Below are 15469 nucleotides of genomic sequence, written 5' to 3'. Positions count from 1 at the left end.
ATCGTATCAGTGACAATGCCCGTGCGCAGCGCCGGCTGGAACCATCGGCGTATCGCGGTCGACTCCGGCGGCTTCCAGTTTGGCGAGGTAGGCTCGCCAGAGTTCATCCTGGCGGACCGCCATGTCGTACAGCAAATCCCACGAATAGATGCCGGTGGCGTGGCCGTCCGAGAAAGTCGGCTGCAACGCATAGTTGCCGACGCCTTCGAGCATCGTGATCGTCACCTCGCGCTTGCCGGTTTGCAGCGTTTCCTGGCCGGGCCCGTGACCCTGCACTTCCGCCGAAGGCGAATACACGCGCAGCAGTTCGAACGGCAGGCGATACGATTCGCCGTTTGCATACTGCAATTCGAGCACGCGCGATTTCGAATGCAGGACGACGCCGGTCGGCACCGGTGTATCGGGGGTCAGTCCGCTCATGATGGCCTCAAAAGAAAACGCCGGGCCGCCCCAAGATGTCGCCCCGTCGCGGAGCTTGGCGCGTAGCGGCAGGTTACGGGGCGCTCAGCCAAGCGCTTGTTCGATTTCCTGCCGCACGGCTTCGCGCAACAAGGTAGCTTGCGCGCGGCGCGACGACAGCATGGCTTCGGACACCGTGCGCTGGCGTGGCGCCCAAATGGGCAGCGGGAAATGCGCGTCGTTCGAAAAACGCGGAATCACATGCCAGTGCACATGCGGCACCTGGTTGCCGAGGCTCGCCAGGTTGACCTTCACCGGCTGAAGGATGCGCCGCATCGCGCGTTCGACCGCATAAACGGCCTTCATCACGCGATCGCGGTCGCTTCCGTCGAGATCGGAAAACTCGGCTACATGCCTGTTCCAGATCACCCGGCAAAGGCCCGGATAATCGTGTTCGTCGGCGAGGACGACGCGCAAGGTGTCGTCCTGCCACAGCACATCGCCGCCATCTTCATGGCAAAAAACGCAATCCATCGTCGTCCTCAGGCAAAAATCGTCAGTGCTTGCATTAAACCAGCACGCGCTCGATTCCGCCATTGTTCGCCCGCTGCACGTAATCGGCCATCCAGTTTTCACCGAGCACATGACGCGCCATCTCGACCACGATGTAATCCGCGTCGATATTCGCGTCTTCGTTGTAACGCGACAGGCCTTGCAGGCAGGACGGGCAGCTCGTCAGGATCTTCACGTCGGTGGCGCCCTTCGGCTGCGGACCGTCGCCGGCCTTCAGCACGGAGCCGTTCGGCGCGCCCGCCGAGCCGGCCGATGCGTTGACCGGATTGATCGCGTTCGCGCCGGCTTCCGCGAGCAGCGGAATGCCGCGCAGCTTCGCCGCGCCCTTGCGGATTTCCTCTTCCTTGCGAAAGCGCACCTGCGTCGAAATGTCAGGCCGAGTCACGGCCAGTGTGCCGGACTCGCCACAGCAGCGATCGTTTTTCTCGATCCTGTAGCCATCTTTCTCCGAGCCCATCAGTTCGTTGACGAGCTTGACCGGATCCATCGTCTTGATCGGCGTGTGACACGGGTCGTGATACATGTAGCGCACGCCGTTCACGCCTTCGAGCTTCATGCCTTTTTCCAGCAGGAACTCGTGGATGTCGATGATCCGGCAGCCGGGGAAAATCTTTTCGAATTCGTAACCGGCGAGCTGGTCGTAACACGTGCCGCACGACACCACCACCGTCTTGATGTCGAGATAGTTCAGCGTATTCGCGACGCGGTGGAACAGCACGCGGTTATCGGTGACGATCTGCTCGGCCTTGTCGAACTGGCCCGAGCCGCGCTGCGGATAGCCGCAGCACAGATAACCCGGCGGCAGCACTGTTTGCACGCCGGCTTCCCACAGCATGGCCTGGGTCGCCAGCCCGACTTGCGAGAACAGCCGCTCGGAGCCGCAGCCGGGGAAGTAGAACACCGCTTCCGTGTCGGCGTTGGTCGTTTGCGGATTGCGGATGATCGGAACGATCTTGTTGTCCTCGATATCCAGCAACGCGCGCGCGGTTTTCTTCGGCAGATTCCCCGGCATCTTCTTGTTCATGAAGTGGATCACCTGCTGGGTGACCGGCGGCTTGCCCACGGTGGCCGGCGGGTGCGCCGTCTGCTTCTTCGCGAACTTCTTCAGCAGGTCGTTGCCGAGGCGCTGCGCCTTGTAGCCGACGCCCATCATCGCGGTGCGCGCGAGGTTGATCGTCTGCGGATTGGTCGCGTTCAGGAAAAACATGCCGGCCGCGTTGCCCGGATTGAACTTCTTCTTGCCCATCTTGCGCAGCAGGTTGCGCATGTTCATGGTCACGTCGCCGAAATCGATCTTCACCGGGCACGGCGTCACGCACTTGTGACAGACGGTGCAGTGATCGGCGACGTCGTTGAATTCGTCCCAGTGCTTGATCGACACGCCGCGGCGCGTCTGCTCTTCGTACAGGAACGCCTCGACCAGCAAGGAAGTGGCGAGAATCTTGTTGCGCGGGCTGTACAGCAGGTTCGCGCGCGGCACGTGGGTCGCGCACACCGGCTTGCACTTGCCGCAACGCAGGCAGTCCTTGATCGACTCGGAAATCGCGCCGATGTCGGACTGCTGCATGATCAGCGATTCATAGCCCATCAGCCCGAAGCTCGGCGTATAGGCGTTGCGCAGGTCGGCGCCTGCGAGCAGCTTGCCGGCGTTGAAGCGCCCATGCGGATCGACGCGCTGCTTGTACGCGCGGAATTCGCCGATCTCGTCGTCGGTGAGGAATTCGAGCTTGGTGATGCCGATGCCGTGCTCGCCGGAAATCACGCCGTCGAGCGAACGCGCCAGCTTCATGATGCGCGCGACCGCCGTGTGGGCGTCCTGCAGCATCTCGTAGTTGTCGGAGTTGACCGGCAGGTTCGTGTGGACATTGCCGTCGCCCGCGTGCATGTGCAGCGCGACGAACACGCGGCCGCGCAGCACCTGCTTGTGGATCGCCTGGGCTTCGTCGAGGATCGGCTTGAACTCGCCGCCGTTGAAGATCTGCCGCAGTTCGGCGCGAATCTCCTGCTTCCACGACACGCGGATCGTACGGTCTTGCGTGACGTGAAACACGGTGGCGTCCGGCTGCGCGTCCGCGCGATCGGCGAATTTCTCCGCCAGCGCTTCGTAGCCGAGACCGACCAGGTAGTGCTGCGCTTCACGCAACGAGAGATCGAGCTTGTCGCGCAGGAATTCCCAGCGCGTGCGCACGCGCTTCAACAGATCGAGCGCTTGCTGCACGCGATCCTCGAGCAGTTCGGCGCTCGGGATTTCGTTGGCGTCGTCGCTCTTGCCGAGCGGCAGTTTGCCGGCCTTGAAGAACGCTTCGAGCGCGTCGACCAGTTGCAGCTTGTTCTTGATCGACAGCTCGATATTGATGCGCTCGATGCCGTCCGTGTACTCGCCCATGCGGTCGAGCGGAATCACCACGTCTTCGTTGATCTTGAACGCGTTCGTGTGCTTGGCGATCGCGGCGGTGCGGCTGCGGTCGAGCCAGAAACGCTTCCTCGCCTCGGCGTTGACCGCGACGAAGCCTTCGCCGCTCTTGCCGTTGGCCATGCGCACGACTTCCGAGGTGGCCTGCGCGACCGCGTCCGCATCGTCGCCGACGATGTCGCCGATCAGCACCATCTTCGGAAACGCGTTGCGCTTGCTCTTGGTGGCGTAGCCGACCGCGCGCAGATAGCGCTCGTCGAGGTGTTCGAGGCCGGCCAGAATCGCGCCGCCCTGCTTCGACGTTTCGAACAGATAGTCCTTGATCTCGACGATGCTCGGGATCGCGTCGCGCGCCTGGCCGAAGAATTCGAGGCAGACGGTGCGCGTGTGCGCCGGCATCTTGTGCAGCACCCAGCGCGCGGACGTGATCAGCCCGTCGCAGCCTTCCTTCTGCACGCCCGGCAGACCGGCGAGGAATTTGTCGGTGACGTCCTTGCCGAGACCTTCCTTGCGGAACACGCGGCCCTTGATGTCGAGCGCCTCCGTGCGCAGCAGCTTCTCGCCCGGCGCGTAGTTGCCGTCGAACCATTTCAGCTCGAAACGCGCGACTTCGATGTCGTGAATCTTGCCGAGGTTGTGGTCCAGACGCGTCACTTCGAGCCAGTTCCCTTCCGGGTCGACCATGCGCCACCAGGCGAGATTGTCGAGCGCCGTGCCCCACAGCACCGCTTTCTTGCCGCCCGCGTTCATCGCGACGTTGCCGCCGACGCAGGACGCATCCAGCGAGGTCGGATCGACCGCGAACACAAAGCCGGCCTGCTCGGCCGCTTCGGTCACGCGGCGCGTGACGACGCCCGCACCGGAGAAAATCGTCGCCACCTTGCGCTCGACGCCCGGCAGTTCGGTCATCTCGACCGCGCCCAGTTGTTCCAGCTTTTCCGTGTTGATGACGGCCGAAAACGGCGTGAGCGGCACCGCGCCGCCCGTGTAGCCAGTGCCGCCGCCGCGCGGAATCACAGTCAGACCGAGTTCGAAACACGCCTTGATCATGCCGGCGATCTCCGCTTCGGTATCCGGCGTGAGCACGACAAACGGGTACTCGACGCGCCAGTCGGTGGCGTCCGTCACATGCGAGACGCGGGACAAACCGTCGAACTTGATGTTGTCTTTTTCGGTGACGCGGCCCAGCACCTTGGTCGCGCGGCGGCGCAGATCGTAGGTTTTCTGGAATTCGCTTTCGAAGTCGTCGACGGCGCGGCGCGCGGCCTCGACCAGGGTTTCGACCCGAGCGGCCCGGTCGACGCCCGCTTCGTCGCCATGCTCGACCAGATCGGCGCGGCGGCGCTTTTCGATTTCAGACAGACGGTGATGCAGCGCTTCGATCAACATCGCCCGGCGCTTGGGGTTGTCGAGCAGATCGTCTTGCAGGTAGGGATTGCGACGCACGACCCAGATGTCGCCGAGCACTTCGTAAAGCATGCGTGCCGAACGGCCGGTGCGGCGCTCCGCGCGCAGTTCGGCCAGTGCCGCCCAGGCGTCGTCGCCGAGCAGACGAATGACGATTTCGCGGTCGGAAAAGGACGTGTAGTTATAGGGAATTTCGCGCAGACGCGCTTCGGGATCGGCGGCCACCGCGGCGGCGGCCCCGTGCGGATCGAATACTTGAGGTGCGTTCATGTTCGGACGACTCGGTGGGTCAACCGGCCGCGCTCAGGTGGAAGGCGTCGGCTGACGGTGCGCGTGGGGCGCAATGCTGGAAAATTTCTAGTGGAGCGAAGCGCAACCGAAGGTTTCCTCACATCGATCGCTTCACGGCGCTCAGATGCAGCTACACGATCGTGCCCGGCGGGCGTGACGCTCCGCCGCGGGGCAACACTCACGCGGGATGGGCATCGAATGGGCGATCCGAGGCTGCCAGTGCATCTTCCGATCCTTATTCCAAAATGGAATTCTACCGCATGATCCCGCCGCGCGTTGACGGCTGAAATCGGAGGCGTGGCGGGGCTTGGCGGGTTTTCGTCACTAACACACGCGCCTTCGTGCATATGGCCAATTGACCAACCGGGCGGTCAGGCGGCGCTCGGGGCGCGGCTCCGACCGCCGCGCGGAAGCCGGAGCGCACGCCGTTGGCGCTATCATTGGTCCTTTCCCGTCTTATAAAGCGCACCGCGCCACCCGCATGGCTTCCCACGACTACCTGAAGAAAACCCTGACCGCACGCGTCTACGACGTGGCCCGCGAGACCGAACTGGAACGCGCGCCGAATCTGTCGGCGCGCCTGCGCAATCCGGTCTACCTGAAGCGCGAGGACAACCAGCCGGTGTTCTCGTTCAAGGTGCGCGGCGCGTACAACAAGATGGCGCACATTCCGGCCGAGGCGCTGGAGCGTGGGGTGATCACCGCGTCGGCGGGCAATCATGCGCAGGGCGTGGCGCTGTCGGCGGCACGGCTGGGCGTGAAGGCGATCATCGTCGTGCCGGTCACCACCCCGCAGGTGAAGGTCGATGCGGTGCGCGCGCACGGCGGGCCGACCGTCGAGGTGGTGCAGTCGGGCGAGTCGTATAGCGATGCGTACGCGCATGCGCTGACGCTGCAGAAAGCGCGCGGCCTGACCTTCGTGCATCCGTTCGACGATCCGTATGTGATCGCCGGCCAGGGCACCGTCGCGATGGAAATTCTCAGCCAGCATCAGGGACCGATTCACGCGATCTTCGTGCCGATCGGCGGCGGCGGACTCGCGGCGGGCGTCGCCGCGTACGTGAAATCGGTGCGCCCGGAGATCAAGGTGATCGGCGTGCAGACCGACGATTCGTGCGCGATGGCCGCGTCGCTGAAAGCCGGCGAGCGGGTCACGCTGAACGAGGTCGGCCTGTTCTCGGACGGCACCGCGGTGAAGCTGGTGGGCGAGGAAACCTTCCGCCTGTGCCGCGAGTATCTCGACGACGTGCTGCTCGTGAACACCGACGCGCTGTGCGCGGCGATCAAGGACGTGTTCCAGGACACCCGCAGCGTGCTCGAACCTGCCGGCTCGCTCGCGGTGGCCGGTGCGAAGCAGTATGCCGAGCGCGAAGGCATCGAGAACCAGACGCTGGTCGCGATCACGTCGGGCGCGAACATGAATTTCGACCGCATGCGCTTCGTGGCCGAGCGCGCCGAAGTGGGGGAAGCGCGCGAGGCGGTGTTCGCCGTGACGATTCCCGAGGAGCGCGGCAGCTTCCGGCGCTTCTGCGAACTGGTCGGCACGCGCAGCGTCACCGAGTTCAACTACCGGATCGCGGACGCGAGCTCGGCGCATATCTTCGTCGGCGTGCAGATCCGCAACCGCAGCGAGTCCGCGCAGATCGCGGGCGCCTTTGAAGCGCACGGCTTCGCCACTGTCGACCTGACCTTCGATGAACTCTCGAAGCAGCACATCCGCTACATGGTCGGCGGCCGCTCGCCGCTCGCGCACGACGAGCGGCTATTCCGCTTCGAGTTTCCCGAGCGGCCGGGGGCGCTGATGAAGTTCCTGTCGTCGATGGCGCCGAACTGGAATATCAGCCTCTTTCACTATCGCAACCAGGGCGCGGACTACAGCTCGATTCTCGTCGGCATTCAGGTGCCCGACAGCGAGAACAGCGAGTTCGGACGCTTTCTCGCGACGCTGGGGTATCCGTATTGGGAAGAGACCGGCAATCCGGTGTACCGCTTATTCCTCGCCTGATCTTTTGGGATTGAAACGCGCAGATGGCTCTTTCGCTTGTCGACAAACTGGTGGTGGCAATCTCGTCGCGCGCGCTGTTCGACTTCGAGGAAGAGAACCGCGTGTACGAGGAAGGCGATCTGCAAGCATATGAAGCGCTGCAGCGCGACCGCCTGACCGTGCCCGCCAAGCCGGGCGTAGCGTTTCCGCTGATCCGCAAGCTGCTGGCGCTGAACGCCGGCGGGCATCGCGTGGAAGTGGTGATCCTGTCGCGCAGCGATCCGATCAGCGGACTGCGCGCGTTTCATTCGTGCCGCGAACACGGGTTGGCGATCGAGCGCGGCGTGTTCACACGCGGACGCGCGCCGTTCGGCTATCTGAAGCCGCTGAACGCGTCGCTGTTTTTGTCCGCGAATCAGGACGACGTGCGCGACGCGCTCGCCGCTGGTTTTCCGGCCGCGCGCGTCCTGCCCGAATCGGCGAAAATGGCGAGCAAGTATCCCGACGAAATCCGCATTGCGTTCGACGGCGACGCCGTGCTGTTTTCTGACGAAGCCGAACGCGTGTTCCAGCAAGATGGCTTGCGCGCATTCATTGGACACGAGATTCACAACAAAAACCTGCCGCTCGCGGACGGGCCGTTGAAGCCGCTGCTCGAAGCGCTGCACCGGCTGCAAAAACTCGCGGACGAAGCCGCGCCCATGCATATTCGTACCGCATTGGTGACGGCGCGCTCGGCCCCCGCACATGAGCGCGCGATCCGCACCTTGATGGCGTGGAACATCGAAATCGACGAAGCGATGTTCCTCGGCGGCCTCGACAAGAGCGCATTCCTGCGCGAATTCGAGCCGGACTTTTTCTTCGACGACCAAATCGGCCATTGCGAATCGGCCCGCGTCGTGACGGCGACGGGGCACGTGCTGAGTGGCATCGTGAACGCATCATGACACCTGAACAGTCACCGCTGGGTAAGCCTTCCGCTTACACCGAACAATACGACGCTTCGCTGCTGTTCCCGATCGCGCGCGGCAATGCGCGCGAGGCGATCGGCATCAGTGCGCCATTGCCCTTCTTCGGCACCGATATCTGGAATGCCTATGAGCTTTCCTGGCTGAACGCGCGCGGCAAGCCGCAGATCGCAGTGGCGACTTTTTTCGTGCCGGCCGATTCGCCGAATATCGTCGAGTCGAAATCGTTCAAGCTGTATCTCGGCTCATTCGCGCAGACGGCTTTCGAGTCGATGGACGCGGTGCGGGAGACGATCAAGCGAGACGTGTCCGCTTCTTGCGGCGCAACGGTTTCCGTTCATCTAACGGCGCCTTACGAGTTCGGCAAGTTGCAGATGGAAGAGTTTGAGGGCTTGTCGCTGGATCGGCTGGATCTGGATACGGACGTTTATCAGCCGGATGCTTCGTTGCTGAAGGCGGCGCTGGATGAAGCGCCGGTCGAGGAAACGCTGTTTTCCAATCTGCTGAAGTCCAACTGTCCCGTGACCGGGCAGCCCGATTGGGGCAGCGTGCAGATTCATTACATTGGCCCGCAGATCGATCACGCGGGCTTGCTGCGCTACATCATCTCGTATCGGAATCACACCGGCTTTCACGAGCAGTGCGTCGAGAAGATTTTTATCGACGTGCTCAAGGCGTGCAAGCCTGTGAAACTCGCGGTATATGCGCGCTACACGCGGCGCGGCGGGCTGGACATCAATCCGTTCCGCACCAATTACAACTTGCCGATGCCGGACAATATGCGGCTCGCCCGGCAGTAGCCTGTCAATGTCTCGCGCGCCGCGGGCGATGATCCATGCTCGCGGCGAACGAGGAAAGCTTTACGCCGATGGCTTTTTATAAGCCACGCAATCCACTTCGACCTTACAGTCGATCACCATCGAGGAAACGACACAAGCCCGCGCCGGCGGATTGTCGCCGAAGTACTCGCGAAACACCTTGTTGAACGACGCGAAATCGCGCGGATCGTCCAGCCACACGCCGCAGCGGACGACATGCTCCGCGCCATAGCCGGCTTCCTTCAAAATCGCGAACACGTTCTGAATCGCCTTGTGCGTTTGCTCGACGATCCCGCCGTTGATCACCTCGCCGTTTTCCATCGGCGTTTGTCCAGAAACGAACAGCCAACCATCCGCTTCGACTGCCCGGGCAAACGGCATATGCTGACCGCCCGTTCCCTTCCCGCCTTCAACGCCATATCGCTTCATCGTCCAACTCCTCACAAAAGGTTCGCGCGCGACGGGCAAAACCGCCGCGCGCCTCGATCCATCAAAAAATCAGAATGCGCCGTGCGCGTCGCCTTTCGACGCCGCGCCACGCGCCACGAATTTGCCTGCGCGTTCGCCCGTGACTTCGCCGTCGCGGTATGACAACACGCCGTTCACCCACACCGCGTCGATGCCGTCCGCCGCCTGCTGCGGCTTCTCGAACGTCGCCGCGTCGCGCACCTTGGCGGGATCGAACAACACCAGGTCCGCGTGATAGCCGATATGCACCTCGCCGCGCTGCGCGAGACCAAAGCGACGCGCCGACAAGCTGGTCATCTTGCGCACCGCCTCTTCGAGCGGCAGCAAGCCGGCGTCGCGCGAATAGTGGCCGAGCACGCGCGGAAACGCGCCCCACAGGCGCGGATGCGGCAACGGATCGTTCGGCAAGCCGTCCGAGCCGACCATCGTCGCGGGATGCGACAGGATGCGCCGCACGTCCTCCTCGGACATGTTGTGATAGACGGCGCCCGCGGGCTGCAGACGCTTGCCCGCCTCCTGCTGCGTGATGCTCCACTCGGCGGCGATCTCTTTCAACAGCTTGCCGGCCATCTCGGGATGCGGCTCGGACCATGTGATCGTGATGTCGATGTCGCCGCTCACCTGCTTCAGATCGAGCGTCGATGAACTGCGGTTGTACGGATAGCAGTCGCAGCCGATCGGCTGCATGCGGCGCGCGCCTTCCAGCGACTTCAGCACTTCTTCGCTGCGTCCCCAGTTCGACGGACCCGCGCACTTCAGATGCGAAATCACCACCGGCACGTGCGCGTGACGTCCCACGCGATACGCTTCGTCCATCGCGTCGAGAATCGCGTCGAATTCGGTGCGCATGTGCGTCGTGTACAGCGCGCCGGCGGCGGCGAGCGGTTCGGCCAAGGCCATCACCTCCTCGGTGGGCGCAGCGAAGGCCGAGCCGTAGGCGAGACCCGAACTCAAACCCAGCGCGCCGTGCGACAACGCCTCTTCCAACTGAGCGCGCATGCCTTCGATTTCTTGCGGCGTGGCCGCGCGATCGAGCCGGTCCATCTGATTGCTGCGCAACGCCGTGTGGCCGATCAGCGCGCCCACATTCACCGCCGGGCGCGCGGCGTTCACCGCTTCGACGTAAGCGGCAAAAGTCGGGTATTGAAAGGCGTCGCGCTCGCCGAGCAGATTCATCGGATCGGGCGGATCGCCCTTCAGCGAAACCGGCGCGGCGCTGATGCCGCAGTTGCCGACGATCACCGTCGTCACGCCCTGCGTGATCTTCGGCAGCATTTGCGGCGAGCGGATCACGTGCGTGTCGTCGTGCGTATGGACGTCGATGAAACCGGGCGCCAATGCACGGCCGTTGGCCTCGATCACCTCTTCGGCGAGCCAGTTCGACAGATTGCCGATCGCGACAATGTGGCCGTCGCGGATCGCGACGTCGCGCTCGACGGGCGGCGCGCCCGTGCCGTCGTATAGTTGCGCGCCAACGATCAGTGTGTCGGCGGCTTCAGGATGCGAATGCATGGATCAGTCTCCTAACGGTTGTCGATCGCCGCCGCCGCGGTGCGCGTCGAGCGCGTGCTTCATGCGGCGCAGCAATTCGCGGCTCTCGTCACCCTGACTGACGGCAAGCTCGGTGACGAGCACATCGAGCGCCATCATCATCGCGTAACGTGACGACGACGGCTTGTAAATGAAATCGGTCTCGAACGCGACGATCGGAATCACCCATTCCGCAAGCTTCGCGAGCGGCGAGGCCGGCGCGGTCAGCGCGATCACGGTCGCGCCGTAGCTGCGCGCGATCTTGCAGTTCTCGACCATCTCGGGCACGCGCCCGGTGGTGGACAGCGCGAGCACCACGCAGTCGCGCGATACGGTGCTGGCGACCATGCGCTGCAACAAGCCGTCCTGATAGGTCGCGACCGGCCGGCCGAGACGCACCAGCCTGAAGCGCATTTCGTCGGCCAGGGCGGTCGAGCCGCCTCCCATGCCGAATACGTAGATCATGCGCGCCGCGCGCAAGGCGGCGGCCGCTTCGCCGAGCGGCGCCTGGCGCAGCAACTGATGGTTATGCGCAAGCGCGGTCTGCAATTCGTCGAACACGCGGGTGGCGATCGGCTCGGGCGCGCCGACGGCGCCGCCCGGTTGCAGAAACCGCTGGCCGACCGCCGCGGCCTGCGCGAGCCGCAGTTTCAGTTCGCGCACGTCGCGGCAACCGACCGCCTTGGCAAAGCGCGTGACGGTCGCGACACTCACCTGCGCCTGCTGTGCGAGCGCGCCGATGCTGGCGCGCGACGCGCCGGTGAGATCGTCGAGAATCAGCGCGGCGACCTTGCGTTCGGCCGAGCGCAATTCCGGCGCGCATTCGGCGATGCGCGCGACGATGTCGAAAGCGAGCGGTTCGGCGGTTGAGTTCATTGCAGAGCGTGGAAGGCCGCGCACCGGCTCATATCGAGCCGGCGCAAAGCCGTGGTACTAAATAACATTTCTTCATCCATCGTACTTTCGGTAACATGATAAAGTCAAATCTGATTCAATTTAACCGGACGATGGAGCTGGGTGACATGAAAGTTACAAACTATCAGGGCGCAACGATTGATCCTTATAGCAAAGGTCTCGGCATGGTGCCGGGCACCAGCATCCAGCTCACGGATGCAGCGCGCCTCGAGTGGAATCTGCTGAACGAAGACGTGAGCCTGCCCGCCGCGGTGCTATACGCGGATCGCGTGGAACACAACCTGAAGTGGATGCAGGCGTTCGTCGCGGAATACGGCGTCAAGCTCGCGCCGCACGGCAAGACCACCATGGCGCCGCAACTGTTCCGGCGTCAACTGGAAACCGGCGCGTGGGGCATCACGCTCGCCACCGCGCACCAGGTGCGCGCGGCGTATCACGGCGGCGTCTCGCGCATTTTGATGGCCAATCAACTGGTCGGCCGCCGCAACATGATGATGGTCGCCGAGTTGCTGAGCGATCCGGATTTCGAATTCTTCTGCCTCGTCGATTCGGTTGAAGGCGTCGATCAGTTGGGCCAGTTTTTCACGTCGGTGCGCAAGCCGCTGCAGGTGCTGCTCGAACTCGGTGTGCCGGGCGGCCGCACCGGCGTGCGCGACGAAGCACAGCGCAACGCGGTGCTCTCCGCGATCGCGCGTTATCCGAACATATTGAAGCTCGCCGGTGTGGAGTTGTACGAAGGCGTGTTGAAGGAAGAGCACGAAGTGCGCGCGTTCCTGCAAAGCGCGGTCGCGCTCACGCGCAAACTCGTCGACGAAGGGAGGTTTGCTCGCACGCCGGCGGTGTTGTCCGGCGCGGGGTCGGCGTGGTACGACGTGGTCGCGGAAGAATTCGTGAAGGCCTCGGAAGCCGGTAAGGTCGAGGTCGTGCTACGTCCCGGCTGCTATCTGACGCATGACGTCGGCATCTACCGCAAGGCGCAGACAGACATCCTTGCGCGCAATCCGGTCGCGAAGAAAATGGGCGAAGGCTTGCTCCCCGCGTTGCAACTATGGGCGTACGTGCAGTCGATTCCCGAGCCGGATCGCGCGATCATCGGTCTGGGCAAGCGCGACTCCGCGTTCGACGCCGGCATGCCGGAGCCGGCGCGCCACTATCGTCCGGGCAACGAAGCGCCGCGCGACATCGCGGCGAGCGAAGGCTGGGAGATTTTCGGCTTGATGGACCAGCACGCCTATCTGCGGATTCCCGCAGGCGCCGATCTCAAAGTGGGCGACATGATCGCGTTCGACATCTCGCACCCGTGCTTGACGTTCGACAAGTGGCGCCAGGTGCTGGTGGTCGATCCGTCGTATCGGGTCACGGAAGTGATCGAGACGTTCTTCTGATCTCGACGAGAACGGCGCGTTTCACGGCAACGTGGCGCGCCGCGCGGTTGTCGCCGACCGCCTGATGCAGTCGCGATCGCGCCGGTTATCGCGGCGATCCCTCGTTGTTCACCGCCGCTTCAGACACCTGAGAAGAACCAGCCGGATCGGTAACGCCGGCCGTCGCCGCCACTTCACCGATCCGCGCTTCCAGCATCTTCAACGCGCCGGACAGCGCGCTCAGCGCGTCGTCCGGCAACGCGGCCATCGTGTCGTGCAAAAAGGCATTGCGACGCGGCAGGCTCGCTTCGGTTGCCGAGAGTCCCGCTTCGGTCAAGCGCACGTTGGTCACGCGGTTATCGCGCGTATCCATGCTGCGCGCAATCCAGCCTAATCCCTCCAGCGTTTTCAACTGCCGCGTGAGCGCGCCCGGATCGACCCGCAAGCGCTCGACCAGCCGCTTCTGCGACGACTCGCCCGCCTGCTCGTGCAGCGCGAGCAGAATGCGCCAGCGCGGCAACGGGTGGCCGACGTGCGCCTCGAATGCCGACATGAACGCCCGATAAGTGCGGCCGAATTGCTGCATGACGGCGACGCGGTCCTGTTCTTCCATGATTTGTCAGTAAAACGGTAAGTCTAAAAAATCAGTCCGCGTGAACCACCGGCTCGAGCTTGCGCTGGAGCTTGATCGGCGGAACGCGGCGGCTTTGCCACACCGACACCACGGCGATGATCGCCGCCAGCGCGAGACCCAGATGAATCGCCGCGACGAGCGCCTCGCGCGCGCTTTCGAGCAGCATCGCGCCGTCGTGGCCGGCATGCGTCAACTGGCCGAGCACGGCGCTTTGCGCGTCACGATTGATCAGGATTTGCGGATCGCCCAGATCGGCGAACCATTGCGATGCGCGATCGTTTTCCAGCGCGCTGCGCACGCCGCTTGCGTACATGTGGCTCACCAGCGTGCCGGTGAGCGCCGTGCCGATCATGCCGCCGATCATCCGCAACGACTGCAGCAGCGCCGTGGCGATGCCGAGATGTTCGCGACCGGCCGTCTGCTGCGCAAAGATCGTGAGGTTGGGCATCACGAAACCGAGCCCGAGGCCGCCGACCATCATGAACGACATCAGTAGCCATTGCGGCATGGAACGCGTCGCCACCACCATGCCGAGGCACGCGAGCGCGACCAGCGCAAAGCCGACGTATAGCATCAGATTCGGGTTGCGCACGCGAGAAACGATGCGCCCGTTGGCGATGCTGCCGATCGTGATGAACACGACGAGCGGCGTGATGACGAACCCCGCTTCTTTCGGCGACATGCCGAAGCCGCCCTGGAACAGCAACGGCGCGTAAAACAGCAGCGAGAACATCGTGAAGCCGCCCAGCACCGCGAGCGTGAAGAGCGCGGCGAGGCTGCGGTTGCGAAACATGTCGACCGGCAGGATCGCGGTCGGGCAGCGCTTTTCCCACTGCCACAGCGCGTAGGCCGAAGCGATGCTCAACGCAAGCAGCGCAAACGCGCTGAACGTGACGCCGTGCTTCGGCAGCAATTCGACGAAGAGTTGCAGCGAGCCGAGCGCCACCGCGATCAGCACCGCGCCCGGCCAGTCGAGCCGCATCTTGCCTTCGTGCTCGACATGCCGCAGATGCGGCAGGAAGCGCCAGACGAAAAATAGCGACAGCAGACCGACGGGCAGATTCACATAGAACACCGAGCGCCAGCCGTAATACTGCGTGAGGAAACCGCCGAGCGACGGCCCCACTGCGTTCGCGATCCCAAATGCGGAGCTCATCAACACCTGCCAGCGCAGGCGCACGACCGAGTCGGGGAAGAGGTCGGGAATGCAAGCGAAGGCCGTCCCGACCAGCATGCCGCCGCCGATGCCTTGCAGCCCGCGCGCCAGCACGAGGAACAGCATGTTGTCGGCGGCGCCGCACAGTACCGACGCGCCCGTGAACACGACGATCGACGCGATCACGAAGGGCTTGCGTCCATAGTAGTCGCCAAGGCGGCCGAAGATCGGCACCGTGATCACCGAGGTCAGCAGATACGACGTGGCGACCCATGCGTAGAGTTCGAAGCCCTTGAGTTCGGCGACGATCGTGGGCAATGCGGTGCCGACCACGGTCTGGTCGAGCGCGACCAGCATCGTGACGAAGGAAATGCCGAGCATTGCCAGCAGCGATTCGCGGAAAGGTAAGACTTGCCCACTCGAATGGTGGGCAGCGGTATGGACAGCCATTTTTGCGGACGCAACAGTTGACTTGTCAAATGATGGGGAATCATACCACGAGGCCATGCTCTAAGCTGGACCGTGCGCAGGCCGTCGCTGAACGGACTA

The 15469-nt window shown here is 63.7% G+C and carries 12 protein-coding genes; 4 read left to right on the top strand and 8 right to left on the bottom strand.

Annotation, left to right across the window (positions count from 1 at the left end; translation table 11 throughout):
* Nucleotides 1-6: 6 nt before the first annotated feature.
* From ACOCG7_RS32810 to ACOCG7_RS32800, 3 genes are all read right to left on the bottom strand, one after another.
* Nucleotides 7-420 (bottom strand): gamma-butyrobetaine hydroxylase-like domain-containing protein, encoded by a 414-nt coding sequence (locus ACOCG7_RS32810; protein ID WP_073428288.1) that lies wholly within the window; start codon nt 418-420, stop codon nt 7-9.
* 84 nt (nt 421-504) lie between these two features.
* Nucleotides 505-933 (bottom strand): HIT family protein, encoded by a 429-nt coding sequence (locus tag ACOCG7_RS32805; RefSeq protein ID WP_073428289.1) that lies wholly within the window; start codon nt 931-933, stop codon nt 505-507.
* A 34-nt stretch (nt 934-967) separates the two neighbouring features.
* On the bottom strand, nt 968-5062 hold the full coding sequence (locus tag ACOCG7_RS32800) for a DUF3683 domain-containing protein (protein WP_073428290.1): 4095 nt from the start codon (nt 5060-5062) through the stop codon (nt 968-970).
* 502 nt (nt 5063-5564) lie between these two features.
* Here ACOCG7_RS32800 and ilvA point away from each other — a divergent pair.
* Genes ilvA through queF form a run of 3 tightly spaced genes read left to right on the top strand, consistent with a single transcriptional unit; the run spans nt 5565 to nt 8835 of the window.
* Complete coding sequence (gene ilvA, locus ACOCG7_RS32795; protein ID WP_114161865.1) at nt 5565-7088, top strand: threonine ammonia-lyase, biosynthetic; 1524 nt, start codon at nt 5565-5567, stop codon at nt 7086-7088.
* Nucleotides 7089-7111: 23 nt separating this feature from the next.
* Nucleotides 7112-8014: a 5'-nucleotidase gene (locus tag ACOCG7_RS32790; protein ID WP_073432567.1), complete on the top strand. Its 903-nt coding sequence runs from the start codon at nt 7112-7114 to the stop codon at nt 8012-8014.
* Entirely contained in the window at nt 8011-8835 is an 825-nt protein-coding gene (queF, locus tag ACOCG7_RS32785) for an NADPH-dependent 7-cyano-7-deazaguanine reductase QueF (RefSeq protein WP_073432566.1), read from the top strand. The genes ACOCG7_RS32790 and queF overlap by 4 nt, the downstream gene beginning before the upstream one ends.
* Before the next feature lie 60 nt (nt 8836-8895).
* On the opposite strand, the gene ACOCG7_RS32780 is transcribed toward queF, so the two are convergent.
* From ACOCG7_RS32780 to ACOCG7_RS32770, 3 genes are all read right to left on the bottom strand, one after another.
* Nucleotides 8896-9282: a RidA family protein gene (locus ACOCG7_RS32780; protein WP_073432565.1), complete on the bottom strand. Its 387-nt coding sequence runs from the start codon at nt 9280-9282 to the stop codon at nt 8896-8898.
* 69 nt (nt 9283-9351) lie between these two features.
* Complete coding sequence (locus tag ACOCG7_RS32775; RefSeq protein ID WP_073432564.1) at nt 9352-10833, bottom strand: N-acyl-D-amino-acid deacylase family protein; 1482 nt, start codon at nt 10831-10833, stop codon at nt 9352-9354.
* Nucleotides 10834-10836: 3 nt separating this feature from the next.
* Nucleotides 10837-11727 carry a MurR/RpiR family transcriptional regulator gene (locus ACOCG7_RS32770; RefSeq protein WP_073432563.1) on the bottom strand — a complete coding sequence of 297 codons (891 nt, stop codon included), beginning with the start codon at nt 11725-11727 and terminating at the stop codon, nt 10837-10839.
* A 146-nt stretch (nt 11728-11873) separates the two neighbouring features.
* Between ACOCG7_RS32770 and ACOCG7_RS32765 the strand changes: the two genes are divergently transcribed.
* Entirely contained in the window at nt 11874-13151 is a 1278-nt protein-coding gene (locus ACOCG7_RS32765) for an amino acid deaminase (RefSeq protein WP_073432562.1), read from the top strand.
* An 85-nt stretch (nt 13152-13236) separates the two neighbouring features.
* Here the strand turns inward: ACOCG7_RS32765 and ACOCG7_RS32760 are convergent, their stop codons facing one another.
* Both ACOCG7_RS32760 and ACOCG7_RS32755 read right to left on the bottom strand, forming a co-directional pair.
* Nucleotides 13237-13743 carry a MarR family winged helix-turn-helix transcriptional regulator gene (locus tag ACOCG7_RS32760; RefSeq protein WP_114161864.1) on the bottom strand — a complete coding sequence of 169 codons (507 nt, stop codon included), beginning with the start codon at nt 13741-13743 and terminating at the stop codon, nt 13237-13239.
* Nucleotides 13744-13774: 31 nt separating this feature from the next.
* A complete protein-coding gene (locus tag ACOCG7_RS32755) occupies nt 13775-15370 on the bottom strand; it encodes an MDR family MFS transporter (protein WP_073432560.1) in 1596 nt (531 codons plus the stop codon).
* Nucleotides 15371-15469: the final 99 nt, after the last annotated feature.

It is taken from the genome of Paraburkholderia sp. DD10 (assembly GCF_049177125.1).
Taxonomy (GTDB): Bacteria; Pseudomonadota; Gammaproteobacteria; order Burkholderiales; family Burkholderiaceae; genus Paraburkholderia; species Paraburkholderia terricola.
This window is presented reverse-complemented; position numbering and strand designations above follow the sequence as displayed.